General features: G+C 64.9%; 23 protein-coding genes. 14 read left to right on the top strand and 9 right to left on the bottom strand.

Features of this window, described 5'->3' with window-relative positions; genetic code table 11:
* Nucleotides 1–96 precede the first annotated feature (96 nt).
* From HU729_RS16640 to HU729_RS16625, 4 genes are read right to left on the bottom strand one after another with little or no spacing between them, the layout of a single operon-like run.
* Nucleotides 97–1,254 (bottom strand): ABC transporter ATP-binding protein, encoded by a 1,158-nt coding sequence (locus HU729_RS16640; protein ID WP_186668179.1) that lies wholly within the window; start codon nt 1,252–1,254, stop codon nt 97–99.
* Entirely contained in the window at nt 1,251–1,904 is a 654-nt protein-coding gene (locus HU729_RS16635; protein ID WP_186710994.1) for an ABC transporter permease, read from the bottom strand. Before HU729_RS16635 ends, HU729_RS16640 begins: the two co-directional genes overlap by 4 nt.
* Nucleotides 1,901–2,812: a glycine betaine ABC transporter substrate-binding protein gene (locus HU729_RS16630; protein ID WP_186710993.1), complete on the bottom strand. Its 912-nt coding sequence runs from the start codon at nt 2,810–2,812 to the stop codon at nt 1,901–1,903. Before HU729_RS16630 ends, HU729_RS16635 begins: the two co-directional genes overlap by 4 nt.
* Before the next feature lie 13 nt (nt 2,813–2,825).
* Entirely contained in the window at nt 2,826–3,512 is a 687-nt protein-coding gene (locus HU729_RS16625; protein ID WP_162714456.1) for an ABC transporter permease, read from the bottom strand.
* A 500-nt stretch (nt 3,513–4,012) separates the two neighbouring features.
* Between HU729_RS16625 and HU729_RS16620 the strand changes: the two genes are divergently transcribed.
* Complete coding sequence (locus HU729_RS16620) at nt 4,013–5,596, top strand: peptide chain release factor 3 (RefSeq protein WP_186710992.1); 1,584 nt, start codon at nt 4,013–4,015, stop codon at nt 5,594–5,596.
* A gap of 207 nt (nt 5,597–5,803) precedes the next feature.
* Entirely contained in the window at nt 5,804–8,197 is a 2,394-nt protein-coding gene (locus tag HU729_RS16615; protein WP_186710991.1) for a TonB-dependent receptor, read from the top strand.
* Nucleotides 8,198–8,257: 60 nt separating this feature from the next.
* On the opposite strand, the gene HU729_RS16610 is transcribed toward HU729_RS16615, so the two are convergent.
* Both HU729_RS16610 and HU729_RS16605 read right to left on the bottom strand, forming a co-directional pair.
* The gene (locus HU729_RS16610) at nt 8,258–8,707 is read right to left on the bottom strand and encodes a hypothetical protein (RefSeq protein ID WP_186668169.1); all 450 of its coding nucleotides are present in this window, start codon (nt 8,705–8,707) and stop codon (nt 8,258–8,260) included.
* A gap of 110 nt (nt 8,708–8,817) precedes the next feature.
* Nucleotides 8,818–9,711 carry an AraC family transcriptional regulator gene (locus tag HU729_RS16605; RefSeq protein WP_186710990.1) on the bottom strand — a complete coding sequence of 298 codons (894 nt, stop codon included), beginning with the start codon at nt 9,709–9,711 and terminating at the stop codon, nt 8,818–8,820.
* Nucleotides 9,712–9,877: 166 nt separating this feature from the next.
* Here HU729_RS16605 and HU729_RS16600 point away from each other — a divergent pair, with 166 nt between their 5' ends.
* The 4 genes from HU729_RS16600 (at nt 9,878) to HU729_RS16585 (ending at nt 13,697) form a co-directional block, all read left to right on the top strand.
* The gene (locus HU729_RS16600) at nt 9,878–10,783 is read left to right on the top strand and encodes a DMT family transporter (RefSeq protein ID WP_186668165.1); all 906 of its coding nucleotides are present in this window, start codon (nt 9,878–9,880) and stop codon (nt 10,781–10,783) included.
* Nucleotides 10,784–10,867: 84 nt separating this feature from the next.
* Nucleotides 10,868–12,379: a glucosyltransferase domain-containing protein gene (locus tag HU729_RS16595; RefSeq protein ID WP_186710989.1), complete on the top strand. Its 1,512-nt coding sequence runs from the start codon at nt 10,868–10,870 to the stop codon at nt 12,377–12,379.
* Nucleotides 12,376–12,762 carry a GtrA family protein gene (locus HU729_RS16590; RefSeq protein ID WP_346655305.1) on the top strand — a complete coding sequence of 129 codons (387 nt, stop codon included), beginning with the start codon at nt 12,376–12,378 and terminating at the stop codon, nt 12,760–12,762. Before HU729_RS16595 ends, HU729_RS16590 begins: the two co-directional genes overlap by 4 nt.
* Entirely contained in the window at nt 12,759–13,697 is a 939-nt protein-coding gene (locus tag HU729_RS16585) for a glycosyltransferase family 2 protein (protein ID WP_063546050.1), read from the top strand. Before HU729_RS16590 ends, HU729_RS16585 begins: the two co-directional genes overlap by 4 nt.
* A gap of 130 nt (nt 13,698–13,827) precedes the next feature.
* Here the strand turns inward: HU729_RS16585 and HU729_RS16580 are convergent, their stop codons facing one another.
* Nucleotides 13,828–14,802: a D-glycerate dehydrogenase gene (locus HU729_RS16580; RefSeq protein ID WP_186668160.1), complete on the bottom strand. Its 975-nt coding sequence runs from the start codon at nt 14,800–14,802 to the stop codon at nt 13,828–13,830.
* Between the two features lie 113 nt (nt 14,803–14,915).
* Nucleotides 14,916–15,863 (bottom strand): LysR family transcriptional regulator, encoded by a 948-nt coding sequence (locus HU729_RS16575; protein ID WP_186668158.1) that lies wholly within the window; start codon nt 15,861–15,863, stop codon nt 14,916–14,918.
* 180 nt (nt 15,864–16,043) lie between these two features.
* Between HU729_RS16575 and HU729_RS16570 the strand changes: the two genes are divergently transcribed.
* The 4 genes from HU729_RS16570 to HU729_RS16555 are packed head-to-tail and all read left to right on the top strand — an operon-like array spanning nt 16,044 to nt 20,775.
* Nucleotides 16,044–17,558: an efflux transporter outer membrane subunit gene (locus HU729_RS16570; RefSeq protein WP_186710988.1), complete on the top strand. Its 1,515-nt coding sequence runs from the start codon at nt 16,044–16,046 to the stop codon at nt 17,556–17,558.
* A complete protein-coding gene (locus HU729_RS16565; RefSeq protein ID WP_186710995.1) occupies nt 17,558–19,714 on the top strand; it encodes an FUSC family protein in 2,157 nt (718 codons plus the stop codon). Before HU729_RS16570 ends, HU729_RS16565 begins: the two co-directional genes overlap by 1 nt.
* Nucleotides 19,704–19,904, top strand: a complete 201-nt coding sequence (locus HU729_RS16560; RefSeq protein ID WP_054894899.1) for a DUF1656 domain-containing protein — start codon at nt 19,704–19,706, stop codon at nt 19,902–19,904. The genes HU729_RS16565 and HU729_RS16560 overlap by 11 nt, the downstream gene beginning before the upstream one ends.
* Nucleotides 19,905–19,914: 10 nt before the next feature.
* A complete protein-coding gene (locus tag HU729_RS16555) occupies nt 19,915–20,775 on the top strand; it encodes an HlyD family secretion protein (RefSeq protein WP_186710987.1) in 861 nt (286 codons plus the stop codon).
* Nucleotides 20,776–20,778: 3 nt separating this feature from the next.
* On the opposite strand, the gene HU729_RS16550 is transcribed toward HU729_RS16555, so the two are convergent.
* Complete coding sequence (locus tag HU729_RS16550) at nt 20,779–21,225, bottom strand: universal stress protein (RefSeq protein WP_186710986.1); 447 nt, start codon at nt 21,223–21,225, stop codon at nt 20,779–20,781.
* Nucleotides 21,226–21,417: 192 nt separating this feature from the next.
* Here HU729_RS16550 and HU729_RS16545 point away from each other — a divergent pair, with 192 nt between their 5' ends.
* The 4 genes from HU729_RS16545 to HU729_RS16530 all read left to right on the top strand — a co-directional run bounded on the left by HU729_RS16545 (nt 21,418) and on the right by HU729_RS16530 (nt 26,516).
* Nucleotides 21,418–22,323 (top strand): LysR family transcriptional regulator, encoded by a 906-nt coding sequence (locus tag HU729_RS16545; protein WP_186668152.1) that lies wholly within the window; start codon nt 21,418–21,420, stop codon nt 22,321–22,323.
* Between the two features lie 121 nt (nt 22,324–22,444).
* On the top strand, nt 22,445–23,986 hold the full coding sequence (locus HU729_RS16540) for an MFS transporter (RefSeq protein WP_186710985.1): 1,542 nt from the start codon (nt 22,445–22,447) through the stop codon (nt 23,984–23,986).
* 23 nt (nt 23,987–24,009) lie between these two features.
* Nucleotides 24,010–25,071, top strand: coding sequence for an HlyD family secretion protein (locus HU729_RS16535; protein ID WP_186668149.1), 1,062 nt, complete (start codon nt 24,010–24,012; stop codon nt 25,069–25,071).
* Complete coding sequence (locus HU729_RS16530) at nt 25,068–26,516, top strand: efflux transporter outer membrane subunit (protein ID WP_186710984.1); 1,449 nt, start codon at nt 25,068–25,070, stop codon at nt 26,514–26,516. Before HU729_RS16535 ends, HU729_RS16530 begins: the two co-directional genes overlap by 4 nt.
* The last annotated feature ends 46 nt before the right edge of the window (nt 26,517–26,562 follow it).

Genomic DNA, 26,562 nt, shown 5'->3' with positions numbered 1-26,562 from the left:
CCTGTGGGAGCGGGCTTGCCCGCGAATAGGCCCGTACAGCACTACATATCCAGGATTTGATTCGACATTGGCGAGGCGCAAAGCGCCCCTGGCAATCTAAAGGGCCACCGCCTCCGCAGGCGACACGATGCTGGTCTTCGCTCCCCGCGACCTACCCGAACTCAAGTAAGCCGCAATAGACTCCTGGGTCACCTCACCCAGAAACACTTGCTCGGCATCCAGCACCGGCAACCAGGCCCGATTGAACTCGTACATGCGCGACAGCAGGATGCGCAGGTGCTCGTCATGGGCCGCGGTGGCATTGAACGGTCGCAGGAAGTCCCCACAGGTGCCTTGCTGGCGGTGCATGTCGCGCCGGCGCACATACCCCATCGCCTTGTTCGCCGCATCGGTGACCACCACGTAGCGACGGTCGTGCTCGTCGAGCAACTCCAGCGCCTCGCTCACCGGGGTCTCGGGGCTGACCGACGGCGCGTTGTCCGCGGCATCTTCTGCGCGCACCAGCAGCAGGCGCTTGAGGGTGCTGTCCTGGCCGACGAAGTTGCTGACGAAGTCATCCACCGGGTGCGCCAGCAGCGTGTCCGGGTGATCCAGTTGCAGCAACTTGCCCGCGCGGAAGATGGCGATCTTGTCGCCCAGCTTGATGGCCTCGTCGATGTCGTGGCTGACCATGATCACGGTCTTGTTCAGCGCCCGCTGCATCTCGAAGAACTCGTTCTGGATCATCTCGCGATTGATCGGGTCGACCGCGCCGAACGGCTCGTCCATCAGCAGCACCGGGGCCTCGGCCGCCAGCGCGCGGATCACGCCGATGCGTTGCTGCTGGCCACCCGACAGCTCGCGCGGGTAGCGCTGCAGGTACTGCTTGGGCTCGAGCTTGATCATGCTCATCAGCTCGCGGGCACGATCGTGGCAGCGCTGCTTGTCCCATCCGAGCAGGCGCGGCACCACGGTGATGTTCTCCTCGATGGTCATGTTGGGGAACAGGCCGATCTGCTGGATCACGTAGCCGATGTGGCGGCGCAGGGTGACCTCGTCGAGTCCGGTGGTGTCTTCGCCATTGATGAACACCTGGCCGGAGGTCGGGGTGATCAGGCGGTTGATCATCTTCAGCGTGGTGCTCTTGCCGCAGCCCGAAGGGCCGAGGAACACGCAGATTTCGCCTTCGTTGACGGTGAGGCTGACCGAGTCGACGGCTTTGACGTCCTTGCCGTTGACGTTGAAGGTCTTGCTGAGGTTCTTGAGTTCGATCATGAGCGCAGTCCTTCTGGAGTCAGGGCACGTTGCAGGGTTTGCAGGAGCAGGTCGGCGATGATCGCCAGCAGGCTGACCAGTACGGCGCCGACCAGCAGCATCGACATGTCGCTGCGGCTGATGGAAGTGAGAATGAGCACACCCAGGCCACCGGCACCGATGGTCGCGGCGATGGTCATGACGCCGATGTTCATCACCACGGCGGTGCGTACGCCCGCGAGGATCACCGGTACCGCGATGGGCAGCTCGACCATGCGCAGGCGCTGGCCGAAGGTCATGCCGATGCCGCGTGCCGCTTCGCGGATGCCGGGCTCGACGTTGGTCAGGGCCAGGTAGGTGTTGCGCAGGATCGGCAGCAGCGAATAAAGGAACACCGCGGTGATCGCCGGCAGCGGGCCGAGGCCCTGGCCGAACTTGCTGTAGAACGGCAGCAGCAGGCCGAACAGGGCGATCGACGGGATGGTCAGCAGCACCGTGGCGCTGGCCTGCAGCGGGCCGGCCAGTATCGGGAAGCGGGTCATCAGGATGCCCAGCGGCACGCCGATGACGATGGCCAGGCTGACGGCGATGCCGACCAGCATGATGTGTTGCCCGGTCAGTTGCAGGACCAGGGCCCAGTCGAGATGGGCGAAGGTATCGAACAGGTTCATCGCGCGACCTCGCTGAAGGCATGTTCACGCAGGAAAGCCGCGGCCACGCTGGACGGGCTCTGGTGCTCGACATCGACCTTGGCGTTGAGCTGGCGCATGGTCTCGTCGTCGAGCGTCTCGGCCAGCGGCTTGAGCAGGTCGGCCAGTTGTGGATGGGCGTCGAGCACCGCCTTGCGCACCACCGGCGCGGCGGTGTAGTCGGGGAAGTAGTGCTTGTCGTCGTCCAGCAGCTTGAGGTCGAAGGCGCTGAGGCGGCCGTCGGTGGTGTAGACCAGGCCGGCGAACACTTGGTTGTTGCGCAGGGCGGTGTAGACCAGGCCTGCATCCATCTGGCGGATGTTGGCGCGCCCCAGTTGCATGCCGTACATCGCCTGCAGGCCATCGAGACCATCGGGGCGATTGGCGAACTCGGTGTCCAGCGCCACCAGGTGCTTGCGCGCCTGTTCGTCCTGCAGCACCTGGTTCAGCTGGCTGATGCTGGTGACCTGCGGGTAGGCTTCGGCGACCTTGCGTGGCAGGGCCAGGGCATAGGTGTTGCTGAACTTGGAAGGGGTCAGCCAGATCAGGTCCTTCTTCGCATCCAGGGCCTTGACCTTGTTGTAGGTCGCTTCGGCGCTGGGCATGCGTTCCTCGATGTGGTTGTAGGAGACCAGCGATACCCCGGTGTACTCCCACATCAGGTCGAGCTGCCCGGTTTCGTGGGCCTGGCGCGCCAGGCTGCTGCCCAATCCGCCGGTGACTCGGACCTGGAAGCCGTTGGCGCGCAGGTACTGGGCAGTGATTTCGGCGAGCACGGTCTGCTCGGTGAACACCCGCGCGCCGATGCGCACCAGGGGTTTTTCTGCAGCTTGGGCAAAACCTGCGCATAGCAGTGCCGCGCCCAGCAGCAAGGCGATTGTCTTTTTCATGAGTTCCCTCTTGTTATCCGGCCAGGCCGCGTTCCAGCCAGCGCTTGCTGGAGAAGCTCACCAGGGCATCCAGTACCAGGGCCAGGAGCGCCGTGCAGGCGGCGCCCAGCAGCAGCTGTGGCTGGTTGTTCAGGGCGATGCCGGGGAAGATCAGGCTGCCAAGGCTGTTGGCGCCGATCAGAAACGCCAGTGGTGCGGTGCCCACATTCAACGCCAGGGCCACGCGCACGCCGCCGACGATGATCGGCACGGCGTTGGGCAGCTCCACCTGCCAGAGTTGCTGGCGCGGGGTCATGCCGATGCCGGTGGCGGCTTCCTTGAGCGAGGCGGGGACGTTTTTCAGGCCCTCGTAGGTGTTGCGCACGATGGGCAGCAGGGAGGCGAGGAACAACGCGAAGATCGCAGGACCTGCGCCGATGCCCAGAATGCTCAGGGCAATGGCCAGAACGGCCAGGGGGGGAATGGTGTTGCCAACGTTGAAGAACTGCATGAAGCGCTCGGCTTTGTCGACCCGGTGCGGTCGACTGAGCGCAATGCCGGCGGGGATGCCCACGGCCAGCGCCGCCGCCATCGAAGCCAACACCAGTACCAGGTGCGCTTGCAGGTAGAACCCAAGATCGTCGCGGTAACGCGCGATCGTGTCAGTGCCGATCCAGTGGATCAGCAGGGCCAGGATGACGAGCACGCAGGCCCATCCCATCAGCCCTTTTCCGTAGCGTTTCGCCACAGGTGGACTCCTTATGTCGTCGGCGGACACACTTCTTCGTAGCCGGCCCGTGCGGGAGGCGGGTGGTGTGTTCGCGAGTAGCAGCGTGACGCCTGCGAGGCAGTGCGTTCATGCCATGAGTCGAGCCCCGTCAGGCTCGTGAATGCTGGTGAAACCAGCCCTGAACCGAAACGGGTTGCAGGGGAGTGGACGTCTCCGGGGGCGTAAAGGTTCCCATCTGAGGCGGCATTTGGCCAGTGTTAATCACTGGCTTCAGGGAAATATGACAAGAATAAAAATCGCATTGATACGCTGCAGGCGTTGAAATAACTGCCCTGCGGCCTTTTGTCGTGACTAGCCGATTGTTTGCTGCATTTGATGTGTCTGTGCCGGCCTCTTCGCGGGCCTCAACCACTCATTCATCCGATTTTGGTCCAGGCCCGAGTTCAGGTATGATATCGCCCCTTTTTCGATCCCCAGTCAGGCGATTTCCCATGACCAACCAGGCCGCCGAAGTCGCGAAGCGCCGCACTTTCGCAATCATTTCCCACCCCGACGCCGGTAAGACCACCATCACCGAGAAGCTGCTGCTGATGGGCAAGGCGATCTCCGTCGCGGGGACCGTGAAGTCGCGCAAGTCCGATCGCCATGCCACCTCCGACTGGATGGAAATGGAGAAGCAGCGCGGCATCTCCATCACCACCTCGGTGATGCAGTTCCCGTATCGCGAGCACATGATCAACTTGCTCGACACCCCCGGCCACGAAGACTTCTCCGAAGACACCTACCGCACCCTCACCGCGGTGGACTCGGCGCTGATGGTGCTGGACGGCGGTAAGGGTGTAGAGCCGCGTACCATCGCCCTGATGGACGTGTGCCGCCTGCGCGACACGCCCATCGTCAGCTTCATCAACAAACTCGACCGTGACATCCGCGACCCGATCGAACTGCTCGACGAAATCGAAGCGGTACTGAAGATCAAGGCCGCGCCGATCACCTGGCCGATCGGTTGCTACCGCGATTTCAAGGGCGTGTACCACCTCACCGGTGACTACATCATCGTCTACACCCCGGGCCACGGCCACGAGCGCACCGAAGCCAAGATCATCCAGAAGCTGGATTCCGATGAGGCCCGCGCGCATCTGGGCGACCAGTACGATAGCTTCGTCGAGCAACTGGAACTGGTGCAGGGCGCCTGCCACGAGTTCAACCAGGACGAGTTCATCAACGGCCAGCTCACGCCTGTGTTCTTCGGGACCGCCCTGGGCAACTTCGGTGTCGACCATGTGCTCGATGCCGTTGTCGACTGGGCGCCGCGCCCGCTGGCACGTGTGGCGCACGAGCGCACCGTGGAGCCGGTGGAAGAGAAGTTCACCGGTTTCGTGTTCAAGATCCAGGCGAACATGGACCCCAAGCACCGCGACCGTATCGCCTTCATGCGCATCTGCTCGGGCAAGTACGAGAAGGGCATGAAGATGCGCCATGTGCGCCTGGGCAAGGATCTGCGCATCGGCGATGCGCTGACTTTCTTCTCGTCCGAGCGTGAACAGCTCGAAGAGGCATACGCCGGCGACATCATTGGCCTGCACAACCACGGCACCATCCAGATCGGCGACACCTTCAGCGAAGGCGAAGCGCTGGGCTTCACCGGTATCCCGCACTTCGCCCCGGAACTGTTCCGCCGTGTGCGCCTGAAAGACCCGCTGAAATCCAAGCAACTGCGCCAGGGCCTGCAGCAGTTGGCCGAGGAAGGGGCGACCCAGGTGTTCTTCCCCGAGCGCAGCAACGACATCATCCTCGGTGCGGTCGGTGTGCTGCAGTTCGATGTGGTCGCCAGCCGCCTGAAGGAAGAGTACAAGGTCGAGTGTGCCTACGAGCCGATCACCGTCTGGTCGGCACGCTGGATCGCCTGCGACGACAAGAAGAAACTCGAGGAATTCCAGAACAAGGCCATGGAGAACCTCGCCATCGATGGCGGTGGTCACCTGACCTACCTGGCGCCGACCCGGGTCAACCTGTCGCTGATGGAAGAGCGCTGGCCTGACGTGCAGTTCCGCGCGACCCGCGAACACCACTGATCCCAGCAGGATGCGGCGCAAGGCCGCTTCCGGGTAATGCGCCGATGGGCGCTCTGCCCGGGAGCGGCCTTGTGCCGTTATGGGGCGTGCAGCCGCTTCCGGAAATATTTTTTGCACAAGCAGTGAGGTAACCCGGCGCGGCATTCGTGTAGTGAGTGAAAGTGCGATTCATTCGCAATCAATCCGTTCTCTCACAGGTCAGCGTCCATGAAATTCACCCCGCGTTGCGTCCCTCTCTGGTTCGGTCTCTGCACCCTGTCCGCTGTGGCGCTGACACCCCTGGCTCACGCCGCCGAGCAGGTTCAGGTGTATACCTTTGCCCAGCCCGGTCAACCACTGGTCCAGGCCCTCAACGCCTTCAGCCGCACTACTGGGCAAAGCGTGGTGTACACCTTCGAGCTGCCCAGCCAGCAGGCGCCGGCGCTCAACGGCGCGTTCAGCGCCGAGCAGGCCTTGCAGCAATTGCTCGGCCATTCCGGGCTGGCCTGGCGCCGCGTCGATGCGCGCACCCTGACCCTGGAACCTCTCGACACGTCCGGCGCCTTGAACCTGCAAGCCACCACCGTGACCTCGCAGATGGACAGCTTCAGCTACCAGCCACCGGCCAGCCCCTCGATCATGCGCGGCCAGGGGACGAACCTGGAAACGCCGCACGCCATCAACGTGGTTCCGGCCCAGGTGCTGCGCGACCAGGCACCGCGCAACCTCGACGATGCCCTGGCCAACGTCAGTGGTATCACCCAGGGCAACAACTTCGGCGGCACCTCCGACACGGTGATGAAGCGAGGCTTCGGCGACAATCGCGACGGTTCGATCATGCGCGACGGCATGCCCATCGTGCAGGGTCGCAGCCTCAACGCCACCACCGAGCGCGTCGAAGTGCTCAAGGGGCCCGCGTCGCTGCTGTACGGCATCCAGGATCCGGGCGGGGTGATCAACGTGGTCAGCAAGCGCCCGCAGCTCGAGCAATACAACGCCTTGACCCTGCGCGGCTCGACCTACGGCAGCGGCAAGAATGGCAGCGGTGGCAGTTTCGACAGCACTGGTGCACTGGGCGACAGCAACCTGGCCTATCGTTTGATCGTCGATCATGAAGATGAAGACTACTGGCGCAACTACGGCGTGCACCGCGAGTCGCTGGTGGCACCGTCGCTGGCCTGGTTTGGCGAGGACACCCAGGTGATGCTGGCCTACGAGCACCGTGAGTTCCTGTATCCGTTCGACCGAGGTACGGCGATCAGCAACCGCACCAATCACCCGCTGGACATCCCGGCCACTCGCCGCCTCGACGAGCCGTTCAACGACATGGAAGGCCGCTCGGACCTGTATCGCCTTGAAGTCGATCACCAGTTGGCGGACGACTGGAAACTGCACTTCGGCTACAGCTTCAACCGTGAAACCTACGACGCCAGCCAAGTACGGGTGACCGGCGTCAACGATGCCCGTGGCACCCTGACCCGCAGCATGGACGGCACCCACGGCGCCATGAGCCGCGACCAGTTCGCCACCCTGAGCCTGAACGGCAATGTGCAACTGGGCGGGATGCAGCATGACCTGTTGCTGGGCTTCGACCATGAAGACCGCAAGGTCTACCGCGCAGACCTGATCCGCCAGGCCAGCCGCTCGACCTTCAGCTACCTCAACCCGGTCTACGGGCAGGAGCCTGAAGGCAGCACCGTGCGTGCCAGCGACAGCGACCAGACCGACAAGCTGCGCACCGACTCGCTGTTCTTCCAGGACGCCGTGCACCTGGACGAGCACTGGATCGCCGTGGCCGGTGTGCGCCTGCAACAGTACGACCAGCTCGCCGGTCGCGGCCGGCCGTTCACCACCAACACCGATACCAGCGACCGCGCCTGGACCCCGCATGCCGGGCTGGTCTACAAGGTCGATGAGCAGTTGTCGTTCTATGGCAGCTACAGCGAGTCGTTCAAGCCCAACTCCAGCATCGCCCCACTGACCGGTGGCCTGGTGCTCGACTCTTCCATCGCTCCTGAGGAGGGCAAGGCCTGGGAGCTGGGGGCCAAGCTCGACATTCCCGGGCAGATCACCGGCACCCTGGCTCTGTTCGACATCACCAAGCGCAATGTGCTGGTGGCCAACTTCGACACCCGCACCGGCGAAACCCTGTACAGCAATGCCGGCGAAGTCAGCTCGCGTGGCGTCGAACTGGACCTGAGCGGCCAGCTCAGCGAACGCTGGAGCCTGATCGGCAGCTATGCCTTCACCGACGCCGAAGTGACCAAGGACCCGGACCTCAAGGGCAATCGTCTGCAGAACGTGGCGCGCCATACTGGCTCGCTGTCAGCGGTGTACGACTACGGCAGCCTGTTCGGCGGTGATCGTCTGCGCCTGGGAGCGGGTGCACGCTATATCGGTGAGCGGGCAGGTAACCCGGCCAACGATTTCGACCTGCCGGCCTACACCGTCGCCGATGCCTTCGCCAGCTACGAGACCAAGCTGGATGCGCACAAGGTGCGTTTGCAGCTGAACGTGAAGAACCTGTTCGACAAGGTGTACTACAGCTCGGCGGTGAACCGGTACTTCGTGGCCATCGGCGATGCACGGCAGGTGAGTGTGTCGAGTACGTTGGAGTTCTGAGGCAGGTCAGCAGCACTCTACTTCAATGGCGAAGTAGAGTGCTTTCAATATATTCAGCCATCAACGTGGTTTACGCGGGTAAGGGAAATTGAAATACCCTTTTTTGAGGTTGAAACCGCCTGCCGTTCCAGAGAAGCTGACGATGCACCTTTCGTTGATGTTGTTCAGATCGACAACACCTTTTACTGAACCGATATTGGTTCCTCCCAGGATGATTCCGGGGATGATGCCGACTTTCCCACCTTGATGTTCATCCCTGGTGACAAAAGGGTAACTCCCGTCTTTGGTTCCATTAGGAACATTCAGAACGACTCGATCAATCGGGGGATCCATATACGCGATGATCTGAGTGAAGCCTTCGTTGAACTCATAATCAATCTTGGCATTCGAGGTCTCGTACGTATGTTCGCTCTCGAAGCCAAACCACTTCAGGTTAAAGTGAGGTTCCGCCGATCTATCCGGCGCAGTTGAACCATAAGAGGCGTCGGGTAGTTTTGTGATCTTGTCCATGTTCCACCCCTGAGCGATAGATTCAGTGAAGGACGATAGGTGCCTGCTGAAGCTAAGCAATTGATCAGGAGCCCACAACTAGCAGAATTATCAGGTACCCAGGCGAAGGTTTATCGGCTCGCAAGTTCTATTCTGCCCAACGCAGCGCGATATTCGCCGGGCGTGGCGCCCATCGCCTGCCTGAAGCGGTTGCTGAAATGGCTGGCACTGGCAAACCCGCACAGCAATGCCATCTGCCCCAGCGGCAGGTCGCCCTGGCGCAGCAACCGGCACGCCTGGTGCAGCCGGCGCGCCAGCAGGTACTGGTGCGGCGGCAGGCCGAAGCTTGCGCGGAACATCCGGGCGAAGTGGTATTCGGACAGATTGCAGCGCAGCGCCAGTTCGTTCAGTGAAAGCGGCTGGTCGAGATTGGCCTCGATGTAGTCCACCAAGTGCCTACGCTGGTGCGGTGCCAGGCCGCCTTTGAGCCGCAGGCCCTGTCGCAGCCCGGCCTGGCCCAGCACGGCATGGTCGATGATGGCGTGCGCCAGGCTGCTGGCCAGCAGGCGCTCGGCAGGTTCGTTCCAGTCAAGCCCGATCAGTTGGTGAAAGCGCAGGGCCTGCTGTGGGTCGTCGAGGAAGGTGGCTTCGTGCAGCTGCATTTCCCGTGGCTCGCGGTCGAGCAGGCGAATGCAGCCCAAGGCGAACTGTTCTTCGCTGATGTACAGGTGCGCCAGGCGGATAGCACCGTTGACCACCCAATTGGACTCGTGGCCGGCCGGCATGATGCACAGTTTGTTGGGCGCGCCCTTGTCGCCCGGGCGCTGGCGGCGGAAGGTGCCGGTGCCGTCGGCGATGTAGCACGACAGGGTGTGGTGGCTGGGGGCGAGGTAGTCACGCGCATCGTCACGGTTGCGCCACAGGGCTGCTGCCAGGCCCTCACCCATTTGCGCGCTGGCTTCCAGGCGGGCGTTGGGCGAGCTGTGCATGGCGTTGAAGACTTGCAGCTGATGAAGTGGCGGCATGGGCGATTCCTCTGGAGGGCTATCGTACTGCGAGGCGAGCGCAATGGGAGTGGTTGCCGACGGAAAAGCGCAAGTTTGTGCAAGCGCGAGGCGGGGCGAGGGGGACAGACTTCGTGAGCCCACCGCCGCTCCCGCAGACCACCGCCAAGCCCCAAGGATCCAGCCCATGAACCTGTCGCTCTACCTGCTCACCGTCCTGATCTGGGGCACCACCTGGATCGCCTTGAAACTGCAATTGGGCGTGGTCGAGATCCCGGTATCGATCGTCTACCGCTTCGCCCTGGCCGGGCTGATCCTGTTCGCGGTCCTGCTGCTGACCCGTCGCCTGCAACCGATGAATCGGCGCGGGCACCTGATCTGCCTGGCCCAGGGGCTGTGCCTGTTCTGCGTCAATTTCATGTGCTTCCTCACCGCCAGCCAGTGGATCGCCAGCGGCCTGATCGCCGTGGTGTTCTCCACCGCAACCCTGTGGAACGCGCTCAACGCGCGGATCTTCTTCGGCCAGAAGATCGCCGCCAACGTGCTGGGTGGCGGCGCCTTGGGCTTGCTGGGGTTGGGCCTGCTGTTCTGGCCGGAGCTGTCAGGGCACGCCGCCAGCCGCGAAACCCTGGTCGGCCTGGGCCTGGCGTTGCTGGGCACCCTGTGCTTCTCGGCCGGCAACATGCTTTCCAGCCTGCAACAGAAGGCGGGCCTCAAGCCGATGACCACCAACGCCTGGGGGATGGTGTATGGGGCGAGCCTGCTGGGGTTGTATTGCCTGGTCACAGGCGTGCCCTTCGCCATGGAGTGGAACACACGCTATATCGGTTCGCTGCTGTACCTGGTGATCCCAGGTTCAGTGATTGGCTTCACCGCCTACCTTACCCTCGTCGGGCGCATGGGTCCGGAGCGGGCGGCGTATTGCACGGTGCTGTTCCCGCTGGTGGCGCTGAACGTGTCGGCATTCGCCGAAGGCTATCAGTGGACCGCACCGGCATTACTGGGGCTGGTCGCGGTGATGGCCGGTAACGTGCTGGTGTTTCGCAAGCCCCGGGTTGCCAAGGCTGCGCAGGCAACGCTGGCCATGAAGTGAGGCCTGTTCCCGACACCGATGCAGAAGATGCCGGCGCTGCGCTGTCTACACTTGGCCAAATCCCTTGATCCTGCAAGGTAGGCCATGTCGACAGCCCAGCCGTGGAACCGCCCCCTGACACCGCGCCAGGCGCACATGCTCTGCCTGCTCGCGCTTGGCCTGCATGTGCTGCCGCTGATTCTTGCCGACTCGATGTACCTCGACGATGTCTGGCGCGCGCAGACCGCCACGGGTAACTGGATCGCCGAAGGGCGCCTGTTCACCCAGTGGCTGCATGCCGGGCTGAGCTTCGCGGGTGGGGCGATCAACCTGTTTCCCTTGCCGCTGCTGTTGAGCCTGCCGGTGGCGGCCTATGCCCTGGCGCGCCTGGCCATCCATTACTTCGGACAGCCGCGCCCGACCGACCTGCTGGTGGTGTTGCCGCTGTGGTACAGCCCGTTCTTCCTGCAGAACCTGTCGTACCAGTACGACGGGCCCGCCATGGCACTGGGGTTGGCGGCGATGATCCTGGCGGTAAGCCTCGATTCACGCCGGTTGTTCGCTGGCACCGTATTGATTGCCTGCGGCCTGGGTTTCTACCAGGTGACGCTGAATGTATTCATCGGCTTGTGTTGCATCGACGCGGTGCGCGGCCTGTTGCGGGGCGATCGGCTGGCCAGGGTGGGCAAAGCGGTGACCCTGCGTGTGGTGCAGATGCTGTTGGGCGGGCTGGTGTACCTGTTGGTGGCGATGCCCTGGATGTCCGAGCAGCGTTTGACCATGCTGGCGGTGGACACTGCGCTGCCGGGCGAAGTGATACAGCGCCTGGGCACTGCGTTCGAACAGGTCGCCCTGCTGCTGACGCCCGGCAATCGAGTCCTGGCGGTTGGGCTGGCGCTGCTGGCCGGCGTTGGCCTGTGGCGCGATGCCCGGGGTATCCATCGGGACCACGGCCTGCCGGGCCTGCTCGTGCGCGGCGGCGGCCTGCTGCTGGCGGTGCTGGTGCTGCTGGTGATGACCAGCGGCGTGATGCTGGCATTCGACTATTTCATTCATGGCGCGCGCACCCTGATGGGCTTTGCCTGCGTACTGGTGCTGCTGCTCTACCTGGCCAGGCGCGGGCTGGGCAACCGTGCGCCCGACCGTGCGCTGATTCTCTGCCTGCCGCTGCTGTCGATGCTGTCGCTGGCCTACGCCCATGGCCGCCTGCTGGAGGCGCAGAAGGCGCAGTTCGCTGCGATCGGCCAGTACATCGGTCAGGACATCCTCAGCCACCCGGCGCTGGACAAGGCCCGCGCCTTCTACCTGCTCGAACGCAACCAGGCCGACGGCTGGTTGCCTGCAGCCTCTGGCGCGCAGGCCCGGGCGCCGCTGCTCAAGTTCATCCGCAGTTCGGACTTCGTACTCTTGCCGGAGATGATGGCGCGCGTCGGTATCGGCCAGTTCTATATCAACAGCTCCGCCAACCAGAGCCCGGCGCCGGCCTGGCGCGCCGATGATCTGCTGGCCCGCGGCGACACACCAGTGGTGGACAACCGCCTGTACAGCATCTACCTCGTCGGCGACCAGGGTTATGTGGTGACCAAGCCGCAGCCCAGGCCCTGGACGTTGCCGTGAGCAGCGGTGCGGGCGGCCTGTTCGGCCAGATGCGGCGCTATGTGCTGGTCGGGTTGGGCAATACCCTGGCGCACTGGTCGGTGTTCTTTCTGCTGCACCTGCTGCTGGGGTTGCGCCAGGCGCCAAGCAACCTGCTGGCGTTCGCCGTGGCGGCCAGCCTGTCGTACTACGTCAATGCCCGCTACACCTTCGCGGCCAGGCCCAGCAAACGGCGCTACTTGCTGTTCCTGCTGGGCATGGGGATAGTGAGCGTGGCACTGGGAGCGCTTTCCGACTGGGCACGCCTGTCACCCTGGCTGACCCTCGTGACCTTTTCCACGGTCAGCCTGGTAGTGGGTTACAGCTACTCGCGCACTGTGGTCTTCAGACGGAGGACGCCATGAACATCACCCTCATCGTGCCGGTGTACAACGAGCAGGACACCCTCGAGCACTTCTACCGCACCGTGCGCGCCGAGCCGTCGCTGCAGGGCATGACGGTGGAGATCCTGTTCGTCAATGACGGCAGCAGCGACGAGACCGAGGCGATCTGCGCCGAACTTGCGCTGCGTGATGAATGGGTCACGGTGATCAACTTCTCGCGCAATTTCGGCAAGGAGTCGGCGCTGTTCGCCGGGCTCGAATATGCCGATGGCGATGCCATGGTGCCGATCGATGTCGACCTGCAGGACCCCATCGAGCTGATCGCACAGATGGTCGAGCGCTGGCAGCAAGGCGCCGACGTGGTCCTGGCCAAGCGCCGCAGCCGCGATGCCGACACCCCGCTCAAGCGCTGGAGCGCGCGCCTGTACTACCGGCTGCACAACCGCATCGCCTCCACCCATATCGAAGAGAACGTCGGTGATTTTCGCCTGCTCGACCGCAAGGTGGTCGCCGCGATCCGCCAGTTGCCGGAGCAACAGTTGTTCATGAAGGGCGTGTTGTCGTGGGTGGGATTTCGCACCGAGATCATCGAGTACGACCGCCCGCCGCGGGTGGCGGGGGAGAGCAAGTTCGGGCTGTGGCGGCTATGGAACCTGGCGCTGGATGGCATCACCTCGTTCAGCACCGTGCCTTTGCGCTTGTGGACCTACATCGGCGCGGGGGTGTCGCTGTTCGCGCTGGTGTTCGCGGTGTACCTGATCGTGCAGAAGGTGCTGTGGGGGATCGACCTGCCGGGGTATCCGTCGCTGCTGTCGGCGATCCTGTTCCTGGGGGGCGTGCAACTGATCGGTATCGGGATCCTGGGGGAGTATGTGGGGCGTATCTACCAGGAGACCAAGCACCGGCCGCGGTATGTGGTGCGCAAGGTGCTGGGACGGCGGCGCCAGCCGCGTTGAGCCTGTTGGATTGGTGCAGGTCTCTTCGCGGGCAAGCCCGCCCACAGGTAACACCACCATATTCAAGCTATGTGGGCTGTTGTGGGAGCGGGCTTGCCCGCGAAGAGGCCGGTACAGTCAGCGGCCAGGTTCAGCCCTTCCACACCTGCGGATTCACCAGGTCCCGTGGTCGCTCGCCCAGCAGCGCTGCGCGCAGGTTCTCCATCGCCCGGTTGGCCATGGCTTCGCGGGTCTCGGCAGTCGCCGAGCCGATGTGCGGCAGGGTCAGGGCGTTGGGCAGCTTGAACAGCGGCGAATCGGCCAGCGGCTCCTTCTCGTACACATCCAGTCCGGCACCGCGAATGGTGCCGGCTTGCAGCGCCTCGACCAGCGCCGCCTCGTCCACCACCGGCCCGCGGGCGATGTTGATCAGGAAGGCGCTCGGCTTCATCAGCTTCAGCTCACGGGCGCCGATCAGCTTGCGGGTGGCATCGGACAACGGCACCACGATGCAGACGAAATCGGACTCGGCCAGCAACTGCTCCAGGCTGCGGAACTGCGCGCCCAGTTCCTGCTCCAGCGCGCTCTTGCGGCTGTTGCCGGCATACAGGATCGACATGTTGAAGCCCAGGCGGCCACGGCGAGCCACGGCGGCGCCGATGTTGCCCATGCCGACGATGCCCAGGGTCTTGCCGTGCACATCGCTGCCGAAATGCGCCGGGCCTACGGTCGCCTGCCAATTGCCGGCCTTGGTCCAGGCGTCCAGCTCGGCGGTACGGCGGGCACAGCCCATGATCAGCGAAAAGCCCAGGTCGGCGGTGCTTTCGGTGAGCACGTCGGGGGTGTTGGTCAGGGCGATGCCGCGCTCGTTGAAGTAGTCCAGGTCGTAGTTGTCGTAGCCGACCGACACGCTCGACACCACCTCCAGCTTGCCGGCACCTTCGAGCTGCGCGCGGCCGAGCTTGCGGCCGACGCCGATCAGGCCGTGAGCCTCAGGCAGCGCTTCGTTGAACTGGGCATTGATGTCGCCCAGCTTGGGATTGGGCAGGATCACGTTGAAGTCGTGCTGCAGGCGCTCGGCCATGGCCGGGGTGATACGGCTGAAGGCCAGGACGGTCTTTTTCATCGGGCTACTTCTCTGCAAGGCGGTGGGACGATGGCGGCCTGCGAAAAGGCCGCCGCGAATCAACGATTGGTTAGCAACCTACCATTGTCGCCACCTGCAATGCAGCAGCTTTTTCAGGTGGCGATCAGCAATTCATGGGTCTTCAGGTCTGCTTCGTGCGCTGCCAGGATCTCCGGCAGCGAGTTGCGCAGGTATTCGACCCAGGTCTTGATCTTGGCATCCAGGTACTGGCGCGACGGGTAGATCGCGTACAGGTTCAGCTCCTGCAGGCGATAGTCGGGCATCACCCGCACCAGGCTGCCGTCGCGCAGGCCGTCGATGGCGGAGTAGATCGGCAGCACGCCCACCCCCATGCCACTGCGGATCGCGGTCTTCATCGCGTCGGCGGAGTTCACCTGGAACGGCGAGCTGGTGATGTTGACCATCTCCTGGCCTTCCGGACCGTCGAACAGCCATTTTTCCAGCGGAATCACCGGGCTGACCATGCGCAGGCACTGGTGCTTGAGCAGGTCGGCGGGCTTGTGGGCGATGCCGTGGCGAGCAATGTAGTCGGGGGAGGCGCAGACGATGCTGTAGGTGATCCCCAGGCGCTGGGAGACGAACCCTGAGTCAGGCAGCTCGCTGGCCAGCACGATGGACACATCGTAGCCCTCGTCGAGCAGGTCGGGCACACGGTTGGCCATGGTCAGGTCGAACGTGACGTCTGGGTGCGTCTGGCGGTAGCGAGCGATGGCATCGACCACGAAATGCTGGCCGACACCGGTCATCGAATGCACTTTGAGCTGCCCGGCGGGGCGGGCGTGGGCATCGCTGGCCTCGGCTTCGGCTTCCTCGACGAAGGTCAGGATCTGTTCGCAGCGCATCAGGTAGCGCTTGCCCGCTTCGGTCAGGGCGATGCGCCGTGTGGTGCGATTGAGCAGGCGGGTTTGCAGATGGGCTTCCAGGTTGGAGACCGCCCGCGACACGTTGGCGGTGGTCGTATCCAGCTGCGCAGCGGCGGCGGTGAAGCTGCCGAGCTGGGCTACACAACTGAAAGCACGCATGTTTTGCAGGGTGTCCATGGGTCACTCTCGATCTAGAGGACAAAATTGTGACATGAAGTAATGAAAAAGCACGTCCGACCAAAGCCGGATTATCGCTGTTTTGGTAACAAAGATTCGCAGGAATATGCGCTTATCGCCAATGAAACCCGCCCCTAGAATTGCCCGGCCCCTTCACCTCTTCCTCGGGAAATCGCAGCTGTGCCGCGTCGCAACATCGGAGCGCTTCGAGCGCTCAGTGCCTGTGCCCTAAGCCTGTCCTTGAGCGGCTGTATCGGAACCTGGGGCATTGCCCCGCAAAGCAAGACGCTGCAAGCCAACCAACTCGCCACCGACCCTGCCATCCGCGAAGCCGAGCGCGACGCCCATTGGCCCGCGCAGCAATGGTGGCGCGCCTATGGTGATCCCCAGCTGGACCGCTGGATGGACCTCGCAGTTGCCGGTAGCCCGAGCCTGGCCATGGCCGCGGCGCGGGTGCGCCAGGCCAGGGCCATGGCCGGTGTGGTCGAGTCGGCGGAACACCTTCAGGCCAACGGCGAGGCGACCCTCAAGCGGCACAACTGGCCGGAGGATCAGTTCTACGGCCCCGGCGCCCTGTCCGGCGCCAACACCTGGGACAACAACGCCGCCATCGGCCTGAGCTACGCCCTCGACCTGTGGGGCCGTGAACGCAACGCCAGTGAGCAGGCGCTGGACCAGGCGCACATGCGTGCCGCCGAAGCCCGCCAGGCCCAGCTCGAATTGCACAACAACGTGGTGCGCACCTACATCCAGCTGAGCCTGCATTTCGCCCAGCGCGACATCGTCAAGGCCGAGCTGGAGCAGCAGGAGCAGATCCTCGCGCTGGCCAGGCGGCGTCTCGAGGCCGGGATCGGCACCCATCTGGACGTCAGCCAGGCCGAAGCGCCGTTGCCGGAAACCCATCGGCAGATCGACAGCCTCGACGAAGAAATCGCCCTGACGCGCAACCAATTGGCGGCACTGGCCGGCAGGGGACCGGGCGAGGGTGCCAGCCTGCAACGCCCGACGCTGACCCTGGCGGCGCCGCTGTCCTTGCCCTCGGCATTGCCTGCCGAGCTGGTCGGCCAGCGCCCCGACGTGGTCGCCAGCCGCTGGCAGGTGGCAGCCCAGGCTCGTGGCATCGAGGTCGCCCACGCAGGCTTCTTCCCCAACGTCGACCTGGTCGGCGGCCTTGGTTTCATGGCCACCGGTGGCGGGCCGCTGGAGTTTCTCACCGGGCGCAAGTTCAACTACAACGTCGGGCCTGCCATCAGCTTGCCGATCTTCGATGGCGGGCGGCTGCGCGCGCAGTTGGGCGCGGCTTCTGCTGGCTACGACATGGCCGTTGCGCATTACAACGAAACAGTGGTCGGGGCGTTGAAGGGCATCTCCGACCAGTTGATCCGTCGCGAGTCGATGGCGCAGCAGGCGCACTTCGCCGCCGAATCCGTCGCCGCTGCGCAGAAGACCTACGACATCGCCACGGTTGCCTTCCAGCGCGGGCTGACCGACTACCTGAACGTGCTCAATGCGCAGACCCTGCTGTTTCGCCAGCAGCGGATCCAGCAGCAGGTCCAGGCTGCGCGCTTGAGTGTGCATGCCGAGCTGGTCACGGCGCTGGGCGGTGGCCTCGACGCGGGTAGCGACCTGCCGGATGAGGCGCACCAGGCCGCGCCGAAAGCGCCGGCCCTGATTGCCTCGGGGCACGGGCAATGATGCGCTGGCTGTCCAGCCTGGAGTGGCGCCGGGGCTTCTTTGCCTGGGCGCGCACCGACGGGGTGACCTGGGTCTACATCTTCAAGGTACTCGCTGCGGCGTTCCTCACCCTCTGGCTGGCCATGCGCCTGGAGCTGCCGCAGCCGCGCACGGCGATGATCACCGTGTTCATCGTCATGCAGCCGCAGAGCGGGCATGTGTTCGCCAAGAGTTTCTACCGCATGCTCGGCACCCTGGCCGGCTCGGCGATGATGGTCGCGCTGATCGCGATCTTCCCGCAGAACACCGAGCTGTTCCTGCCCAGCCTGGCGCTGTGGGTCGGCCTGTGCTCGGCAGGGGCCATGCGCTACCGCACCTTCCGCGCCTATGGCTTCGTGCTGGCCGGTTATACCGCGGCGATGATCGGCCTGCCGGTGCTCCAGCACCCCGACCAGGCGTTCATGGCCGCCGTCTGGCGGGTGCTGGAGATTTCCCTGGGGATTCTCGTCTCGACCCTGGTCAGTGCCGCGATCCTGCCGCAATCGGCCAGCGCCGCCATGCGCAATGCCTTGTACCAGCGCTTCGGCGTGTTTGCCGGGGTGGTGGTCGAGGCCCTGCGCGGCAACAGCCAGCCTGCGCTGTTCGAGTCCAGCAACGTGCGTTTCATCGCCGAGGCGGTGGGGCTGGAGAGCTTGCGCAACGTCACCGCCTTCGAAGACCCGCACATGCGCAGGCGCTCTGGCCGCCTGGTGCGCATGAACAGCGAGTTCATGGCCATCACCACCCGTTTCAACGCCCTGCACCGTTTGCTCGAACGCCTGCGCGCACGCGGCCCGGCGCAGATCGTCGGCGCCATCGAACCGGGCCTGCAAACCCTGGCGCAGCTGCTCGAGCCTTACGTCGGGCGAGCCCTGACCGATGCCGATGCACTACGCCTGACCCTGGAGCTGGCGGCCTACAAGGACGGCCTGCAGGCCCAGGTGCGCGGGCTGCGTTCGGCGTACCTGGAGACCGACCCCAGCGACGCCGACCTGCTGGACTTCCACACCACCTACGAGCTGCTCTACCGCCTGGTCGACGACCTCTACAGCTACGCCCAGACCCACGCATCACTGGCCGTGCACAACCACGAACGCGAGCAGTGGGACGAGCCCTATGTGGCTCAGACCAGTTGGCTGGTGTCGTTGGCCGCCGGGGTGCGTGGTGCAGCGGTGCTGTTGCTGCTGGGCAGCTACTGGCTGCTCAGCGACTGGCCCAGCGGCGCCATGATGACCTTGATCGCCACGGTCACCGCCGGACTTTCGGCAGCCTCGCCCAACCCCAGGCGCATGTCGTTCCAGATGGCGTGCGGCACCCTGCTCGGGGCGTTCATCGGCTTCTTCGAAACCTTCTTCGTGTTCCCCTGGATCGACGGTTTCGCCTTGCTGTGCATGGTGCTGGCGCCGGTGTTCGTGCTCGGTGCCTTTCTCTCGTCGCGCCCGGCCTATGCCGGTTATGGCGTGGGCTTGCTGGTGTTCTTCGCCATCGGCTCGGTGCCCAACAACCTTACGGTCTATGACCCGTACGCCTTCATCAACGACTACATCGGCATGATCATCGGCATGCTGGTCTGCGCTGCGGCCGGGGCGATCATCCTGCCGCCGAACAGCCGCTGGCTATGGAGCCGCCTGGAGCAGGACCTGCGCGAACAGGTGCTGTTCGCCATCGGTGGGCGCCTGCGTGGCCTGGGCTCGGCGTTCGAGAGCCGCACCCGCGACCTGCTGCACCAGGCCTATGGCCTGGCGGCCGGCAAGCCGCAGGTGCAGGCCGAGCTGATGGGCTGGATGTTCGTGGTATCGGAAGTCGGCCACGCTGTCATCGAACTGCGCAAGGAGCAGGCCAATGCCCCGGTGCACCCGGCCTACGCCGAGTCGCAGCCCTGGCGCCAGGCGATCCGGGTGATGGGGCGAGCCCTGGCGCGGCTGTTCCTGCAGCCCAACGCCAGCAACCACGAGCGCGCGCTGGTGGCGGTCGACCACGCCATCAGCCGCGTGCAGGCCACCGACGAACCCTTCGCCCGGCACTTCGACACGTCGGTGCTGCGCCGTGCGCAGAGCTACCTGCACTTCATCCGCACCTCGCTGCTCGACCCCCAGTCACCCCTGGCCCCGGCCAAAGGATTGCACCATGCCCCGTGAGATCGCCTTCCATGGCGTATACATGCCCACCATGACCCTGATGTTCCTGTTCGCTGCGGGCCTGGCCTGGGGCCTGGACCGCTTCATCGCCAGCCACGACGGCTATCGCTTCTTCTGGCACCCGGCGCTGTTGCGCCTGTCCCTGTTCGTCTGCCTGTTCGGCGCACTGGCGCTGTCTGTCTACTGGTGAGAAACCTTCGATGAAAAAGTTCTTCAGCCTCCTCGCCACCCTGCTGGTGCTGACCGCTGCCGTGGTGATCGGCCGCCAGTTGTGGCTGCACTACATGACCACGCCCTGGACCCGCGACGGGCGTGTGCGCGCCGACATCATCAACGTCGCCGCCGATGTGCCGGGCTATGTGGTGGACGTGCCGGTGCGTGACAACCAGCAGGTGAAGAAGGGCGATGTGCTGATCCGCATCGACCCCGAGCACTATCGCCTGGCAGTGGAGCAGGCCCGGGCGCTGGTCGCTTCGCGCAAGTCCACCTGGGAGATGCGCAAGGTCAACGCGCGGCGCCGTGCCGACCTGGACAACCTGGTCATCTCCAAGGAAAACCGTGACGACGCCAGCAATATCGCAAACGCCGCCCTGGCCGACTATCAGCAGGCCCAGGCACAGTTGGCGGCGGCCGAGCTGAACCTCAAGCGCACCGAGATCGTCGCCACGGTCGACGGCTACGTCACCAACCTGAACATCCACAAGGGCGATTACGCCCGCACCGGCGAGGCGGTGATGGCGGTGGTGGACGAGCATTCGTTCTGGGTGTACGGCTTCTTCGAGGAGACCAAGCTGCCGCATGTGAAGGTGGGGGACCAGGCCGAGCTGCAGATGATGAGCGGCGAGTTGCTCAAGGGGCATGTCGAGAGCATCGCCCGTGGTATCTACGACCGCGACAACCCGCAGAGCCGCGAGCTGATCGCCGATGTGAACCCGACCTTCAACTGGGTGCGCCTGGCGCAGCGGGTGCCGGTGCGGATTCATATCGATGAGGTGCCCGAAGGGTATCTGCTGGCGGCGGGCACGACCTGCACGGTGGTGGTCAAGCCAGGCGGGGCGTGAAGGTTACTCGCCTGCCGGGCAGACCAGTACTGGCACCTGTACCCGGTCGATCACCTTGCTGCTGATCGACGGGTCTAGCAGCCTGCCGAGGCGCGACAGGTGCCGGTGGCCCATGATGATCAGCTCGCAGCCGAGTTCCCGGGTCTTGTCGACGATGGCCTCGACCGGTTGCGCGGCGATCATGCAACCCTGGCATTGGAAACCCGCTTCACGCAGCGTGGCCACCGCTTGCTGCAGGGCGCGTTCGGCCAGTTGCTGCTCCTCGCAGGCGGCGGGGTATTCCTCCAGTTCCTGCTCGGTATAGGACGCCGGGCGCTCGTGCACGGCGAAGGTCGGGTCGATGGCCAGCAGTACCTGCAATGGATGTTCGCCGGGGCGGCAGTAGCGGCGGGCGAGGTCGATCAGAGGGGCGCTGGCGGGGGAGGCGTCGATGGCGATGAGGATGGGCATTGGCGGGGCCTTGTGTCAGGGCGGGTGAGCGGTGTCGATCTTTTCGCGGGGTTGCCCGCGAAAAGATCGACACCATTCTCGAACCTTCCCCCAACCCGGATAAATAGCACCCCACGCACGGCGTCATTGCACCAGACGCAATCGTGCGACCTGCTACCATCGCGTTTCCCACACTTGCCACGGAAAACGGCCATGCAACTCCCGGACATGAACCTGCTTGTCGCCCTCGATGCCCTGCTCGACGAGGGCAGTGTGGTGGGCGCTGCGCAGCGCATGAACCTGAGCCCGGCGGCGATGAGCCGCACACTGGGGCGAATCCGCGACGCGCTGGGCGATCCGATCCTGGTGCGGGCCGGCCGTGGCCTGGTGCCGACACCCCGCGCGCTGGCCCTGCGTGACCAGGTGCGGGCGCTGGTGGAGCAGGCCGGGCTGGTGTTCAACAGCGGCGAGGACGTCGACCTGCCGAACCTGGAGCGCGCTTTCAACATCCGCACCAACGACCTGTTCGTCGCCCTGTATGGCGCGCGCCTGCTGCACATGATGCTGGCCCAGGCACCGCGTACGGTGCTGCGTTTCGTGCCAGAAGCCCATGGCGATGACGACCTCGTGCTGCGCCACGGGCAGATCGATCTGGTGGTGAGCTCGAGTATCGAACTGGGGCCGGAGATCAAGGTGCAGCATCTGTTCGATACGCACTTCGTGGGCCTGGCGCGGGACGACCATCCGATCTTCGACGCACCGATCACCCCCGAGCGCTTTGTCCGCTATCCACAGATCAGCGTGTCGCGGCGCGGGCGGGCCAACGGGCCGATCGACGTGGAGCTGGGCAACTACAAACTGCAGCGGCGGGTTTCGCTGATCACCCCGAGCTTCCACTCGGCGATGTTCTCCCTGCCGAATTCGGACCTGATCCTGCCGATGCCGGCGAATATCCTCGGCAATGTGCTGAAGTTCGGGCTGCCGCTGCGCTCCTTCGAGATTCCGGTGGAGTTGGAGAAGGTGCGGGTGATGCAGGCCTGGCATCCACGGTTTGACAATGACCCGGCGCATCGGTGGCTGCGGCGCACGCTGAAGGCGTGTTGCGGGACCGAGCCTTGAGGCCACCACCGAAAGCGGATTGCGTCTGGCGCAATATAAACCTGCCGACAAGTCAGTTTTCGTAAGCATTCCCCACCCCTAGACTTCCCACAGCTGAAAAATGTTGCTGGAGATGTCGAAAATGAGTTCCCTGACCGCGCCCGCCGCTGCGATCGCCGCCGCCCCCGTGGCGGCCGCGCCCGCGCAGACGCCCTTCGGCCTGCGCGTGGTGGTGGGGTTGTTCGGTGTGCTGCTGGCGGTGCTCTGCGCAGGCCTCAACGAGGCGGTGACGAAGATTTCGCTGGCCGATATCCGCGGCGCCATGGGCATCGGTGCCGACGAGGGCGCCTGGCTGGTGGCGGTGTATGCGGCTGCGTCGGTGTCGGCCATGGCCTTCGCACCTTGGCTGGCCACCACCTTCTCGCTGCGCCGCTTCACCATGACCGCCATTGGCCTGTTCGCCGTGCTGGGCCTGGTCCAGCCTTTCGCCCCCAACCTGCACAGCCTGATGCTGCTGCGCGTGCTCCAGGGTTTCGCCTCGGGAGCATTGCCGCCGATGCTGATGAGCGTGGCGCTGCGCTTCCTGCCGCCGAACATCAAGGTCTATGGCCTGGCCTGCTATGCCCTGACCGCCACGTTCGGGCCGAACCTCAGCACGCCCCTGGCGGGCCTGTGGACCGAATATGTCGGCTGGCAGTGGGCGTTCTGGCAGATCATCCTGCCCTCGGCACTGGCGATCTTCTGCGTCGGTTGGGGCCTGCCGCAGGATCCGCTGCGCCTGGAGCGCTTCAGGCAGTTCGACTGGCGCGGCGTGCTGCTGGGGTTGCCGGCCCTCAGCAGCATCGTGCTGGGCCTGTCGCTGGGCGATCGCTGGGGCTGGTTCGATTCGGCCTTGATCTGCTGGCTGCTGGGCGGTGGCCTGCTGCTGCTGGTGCTGTTCATGTACAACGAATGGTCCGAGCCCTTGCCGTTCTTCCAGTTGCGCATGCTGTCGCGGCGCAACCTGAGCTTCGCCTTGGTGACCCTGGCCGGTGTGCTGGTGGTGCTGTCGGGGGTGGGCAGTATCCCCTCGGCGTACCTGGCGCAGATCCAGGGCTATCGCCCAGCGCAGACCAGCCCGCTGATGATGCTGGTGGCCATGCCGCAATTGATCGCGCTGCCGCTCACCGCAGCGCTGTGCAATATCCGCGCGGTGGACTGCCGCTGGGTACTGGCGAGCGGGCTGGCGATGCTGGCGGCCTCGTGCGTGGGCAGCAGCCTGCTGACCAGCGAATGGATCCGCGGTGACTTCTACCCGTACTACCTGCTGCAGGTGTTCGGCCAGCCGATGGCGGTGCTGCCACTGCTGATGCTCTCGACCAACGGCATGACCCCGCAGGAAGGCCCGTTCGCGTCCGCCTGGTTCAACACCGTGAAGGGCCTGGCGGCAGTGGTCGCTACCGGCCTGCTCGATGCCCTGGGCACCCTGCGCCGGCATTTTCATTCCAATCATCTGGTCGACAGCCTGGGCAATGCGCCACTGCTGGACGACGGCGCGGCGAACCTGGCCAGGCGCCTTCACGAACAGGCCCTGGTACTCACCTCGGCCGACCTTTACCTGGTGATGGCCTGCATCGCCGTGGCCCTGATCTGCCTGATTCCCTTTGTGCCTACCCGGGTCTATCCGCCCCGTGCGGTGGCCTGACACTGTAGTTCGAGACAAATGACATGACGCAAACACGCAAGACAGTTTTCATCGGCTCGGTTCTCGCCGTGGCCGTCCTCGCCGCCATCGTCGGCCCCTGGATGTTCGGCAGCGACCACCGCCAGAGCACCAACGACGCCTACGTCACCGCCGACTACACCGTGGTCGCGCCGAAGGTGGCCGGCTTTATCAAGCAGGTGCTGGTCGAGGACAACCAGCAGGTCAAGGCCGGCCAGTTGCTGGCGACCATCGACGCCCGCGACTACCAGGCCGCGCTCGATGCCGCCCAGGCCCAATTGCTGGTGGCCAAGGCGCAGGCCATCGATGCCCGTGCCACCCTCGAGCGGCAGGCGGCGCTGATCGCCCAGGCCGAGGCTGCGGTGAAGGCCGCGCAGGCCGAGGCTGGTTTCGCCGACCATGAAGTGACGCGCTACAGCCGTCTGGCCGAGCAGGGTGCCGGCACCGTGCAAAACGCCCAGCAGGCCCGCAGCCGGGTCGACCAGGCCCGTGCGCGACTGGCCAACACCCAGGCGGCGCTGGTTGCCACGCGCAAGCAGGTGGATATCCTCCAGGCCCAGGTCGCCAGTGCCGATGGCCAGCTCAAGCGGGCCGAAGCCGGCGTGGAAAAAGCCGAGCTGGACCTGTCCTACACCCGCATCACTGCGCCGGTGGACGGCATGGTCGGTGAACGTGCGCTGCGTGTTGGCGCCTACGTCAATCCGGGGGCGCGGCTGCTGTCGGTGGTGCCGCTGCAACAGGCCTATGTGGTCGGCAACTTCCAGGAAACCCAACTGACCCATGTGCAGCCAGGCCAGCCGGTGCGTATCAGCGTCGACACTTTCTCCGGCGAAACCTTGCACGGGCATGTCGAGAGCATCGCGCCGGCCACCGGCGTTACCTTCGCCGCGGTGAAGCCGGACAACGCGACCGGCAACTTCACCAAGGTGGTGCAGCGTATTCCGGTGAGGATCGTCTTCGATGATGGGCAGCCTCTGCTCGAGCGTCTTCGCGTGGGCATGTCGGTGGAGGCGACCATCGATACCCAGGGCGACACCCTGGCTGGCAAAGAGGTGACGGCGCGATGAAAGCTCATCCAGCCATTGCGGCAGCCACTCCCACGGTGCTGCTCGCCGCGCTGTTGGCCGGCTGCACCCTCGGCCCGGACTTCCAGCGCCCCGACAGCCAGGCGCCGCAGCAATGGAACGCCCTGCAGGGCGAGCAGGCGGCGAGCCAGCCTGTGGCAGAGCCGCTGCAACTGCGCTGGTGGGACAGCTTTCACGACCCGCGCCTGAGCGCGCTGATCGAGCAGGTCGCGACGCGCAACCTCGATCTGCAGATCGCCAGCGCACGCCTGCTGCAGAGCCGGGCGCTGCGCAGTACCGTCGCCGCCGACGAGTTGCCGTCGGTGGATGTCAACGCCGGCTACAGCCGCGCGCGCAACAGCGCCGAAGGGCTGAGCGACCCGTCCGGCAAGGCGGGCAAGTCGGCCTTCAACCTGTGGCAGGGCGATCTGGTTGCCGGTTGGGAGCTGGATTTCTGGGGGCGGGTGCGGCGCCAGGTCGAGGCCGCCGACGCCAGCGTCGAGGTCGCCGAGAATGACCGCAATGGCGTGCTGCTGGCGCTGCTCGCCGAGACTGCGGGTGACTATATCCAGTTGCGCGCGGTGCAGCACACCCTGCAGGTCACCGAGGATAACCTGAAGGTTGCCCGGCACAGCCTGAAGCTGTCCGAGGACCGCCAGGCCGAGGGCGTCGCCACTCGCCTCGACGTGGCCCAGGCCAACGCCCAGGTGGCGTCGATCGAAGCGCGCCTGCCGACCTTGCAGGCGCGTCGCGATGACCTGATCAATGCCCTGAGCCTGCTGGCGGCCGAGCCGCCGCGCAGCCTGCAGAGCACCTTGCTGGACGCTGGCGCGTTGCCGGCACCGGAGCAGAAGTTCGCCATTGGCGTGCCCTCGGAGCTGGCCGAGCGCCGCCCGGACATTCGCCAGGCAGAAGCCCGCCTGCATGCCGCCACCGCGAGCATTGGCGTGGCCAAGGCCGATTTCTACCCCAGCATCCGCTTGTCCGGGAGCGCTGGCTTCCAATCGATGCAGCTGGCTGATTTCGGCAACTGGGATTCGCGGCGATTCGCCTTCGGGCCGCAGTTGTCGCTGCCGATCTTCGAAGGCGGCCGCCTGAAAGGCACGCTCCAGTTGCGTGAGGCGCAGCAGCAGGAGGCGGCGCTGAACTACCGCAAGGTGGTGCTGGGTGCCTGGCACGAGATCGACGATGTGCTGCGCTTGTACAACGCCAGCCAGTTGCGGCGCGACCACCTGGCCGAGGCGGTACGGCAGAACCGCATTGCCCTGGAAACGGCGCAGCGTCAGTACGTGGAAGGGGCGGTGGACTTTCTCAACGTGCTGACCGTGCAGTCGGCACTGTTGGCCAGCGAGGAGCAGTGGATCGACAGCTCGGCGGCGGTGTCGCAGGCGCTGGTGGGCCTGTACAAGGCGCTTGGCGGCGGCTGGCAGGCGTTCGACAAGGTTTGAGATGGGTGGTGGATTCTTCGCGGGCAAGTCGGCGCCCCGACTTGCC

Origin of the sequence: Pseudomonas sp. RW10S2 (assembly GCF_014268985.1) — a bacterium.
Classification (GTDB): Bacteria; Pseudomonadota; Gammaproteobacteria; order Pseudomonadales; family Pseudomonadaceae; genus Aquipseudomonas; species Aquipseudomonas wayambapalatensis.
This window is presented reverse-complemented; position numbering and strand designations above follow the sequence as displayed.

Excerpts from the sequence above, each read along its gene's own strand:
- HU729_RS16550 (WP_186710986.1), bottom strand. The coding sequence starts at position 21,225 with ATGCCCATCCTCATCGCCATCGACGCCTCCCCCGCCAGCGCCCCTCTG.
- HU729_RS16635 (WP_186710994.1), bottom strand. The coding sequence starts at position 1,904 with ATGAACCTGTTCGATACCTTCGCCCATCTCGACTGGGCCCTGGTCCTG.
- HU729_RS16560 (WP_054894899.1), top strand. The coding sequence starts at position 19,704 with ATGCCCCGTGAGATCGCCTTCCATGGCGTATACATGCCCACCATGACC.
- HU729_RS16530 (WP_186710984.1), top strand. The coding sequence starts at position 25,068 with ATGAAAGCTCATCCAGCCATTGCGGCAGCCACTCCCACGGTGCTGCTC.
- HU729_RS16585 (WP_063546050.1), top strand. The coding sequence starts at position 12,759 with ATGAACATCACCCTCATCGTGCCGGTGTACAACGAGCAGGACACCCTC.
- HU729_RS16625 (WP_162714456.1), bottom strand. The coding sequence starts at position 3,512 with ATGGGATGGGCCTGCGTGCTCGTCATCCTGGCCCTGCTGATCCACTGG.
- HU729_RS16595 (WP_186710989.1), top strand. The coding sequence starts at position 10,868 with ATGTCGACAGCCCAGCCGTGGAACCGCCCCCTGACACCGCGCCAGGCG.
- HU729_RS16565 (WP_186710995.1), top strand. The coding sequence starts at position 17,558 with ATGCGCTGGCTGTCCAGCCTGGAGTGGCGCCGGGGCTTCTTTGCCTGG.
- HU729_RS16630 (WP_186710993.1), bottom strand. The coding sequence starts at position 2,812 with ATGAAAAAGACAATCGCCTTGCTGCTGGGCGCGGCACTGCTATGCGCA.
- HU729_RS16610 (WP_186668169.1), bottom strand. The coding sequence starts at position 8,707 with ATGGACAAGATCACAAAACTACCCGACGCCTCTTATGGTTCAACTGCG.
- HU729_RS16605 (WP_186710990.1), bottom strand. The coding sequence starts at position 9,711 with ATGCCGCCACTTCATCAGCTGCAAGTCTTCAACGCCATGCACAGCTCG.
- HU729_RS16575 (WP_186668158.1), bottom strand. The coding sequence starts at position 15,863 with ATGGACACCCTGCAAAACATGCGTGCTTTCAGTTGTGTAGCCCAGCTC.
- HU729_RS16640 (WP_186668179.1), bottom strand. The coding sequence starts at position 1,254 with ATGATCGAACTCAAGAACCTCAGCAAGACCTTCAACGTCAACGGCAAG.
- HU729_RS16545 (WP_186668152.1), top strand. The coding sequence starts at position 21,418 with ATGCAACTCCCGGACATGAACCTGCTTGTCGCCCTCGATGCCCTGCTC.
- HU729_RS16535 (WP_186668149.1), top strand. The coding sequence starts at position 24,010 with ATGACGCAAACACGCAAGACAGTTTTCATCGGCTCGGTTCTCGCCGTG.
- HU729_RS16600 (WP_186668165.1), top strand. The coding sequence starts at position 9,878 with ATGAACCTGTCGCTCTACCTGCTCACCGTCCTGATCTGGGGCACCACC.
- HU729_RS16580 (WP_186668160.1), bottom strand. The coding sequence starts at position 14,802 with ATGAAAAAGACCGTCCTGGCCTTCAGCCGTATCACCCCGGCCATGGCC.
- HU729_RS16540 (WP_186710985.1), top strand. The coding sequence starts at position 22,445 with ATGAGTTCCCTGACCGCGCCCGCCGCTGCGATCGCCGCCGCCCCCGTG.
- HU729_RS16620 (WP_186710992.1), top strand. The coding sequence starts at position 4,013 with ATGACCAACCAGGCCGCCGAAGTCGCGAAGCGCCGCACTTTCGCAATC.
- HU729_RS16615 (WP_186710991.1), top strand. The coding sequence starts at position 5,804 with ATGAAATTCACCCCGCGTTGCGTCCCTCTCTGGTTCGGTCTCTGCACC.
- HU729_RS16555 (WP_186710987.1), top strand. The coding sequence starts at position 19,915 with ATGAAAAAGTTCTTCAGCCTCCTCGCCACCCTGCTGGTGCTGACCGCT.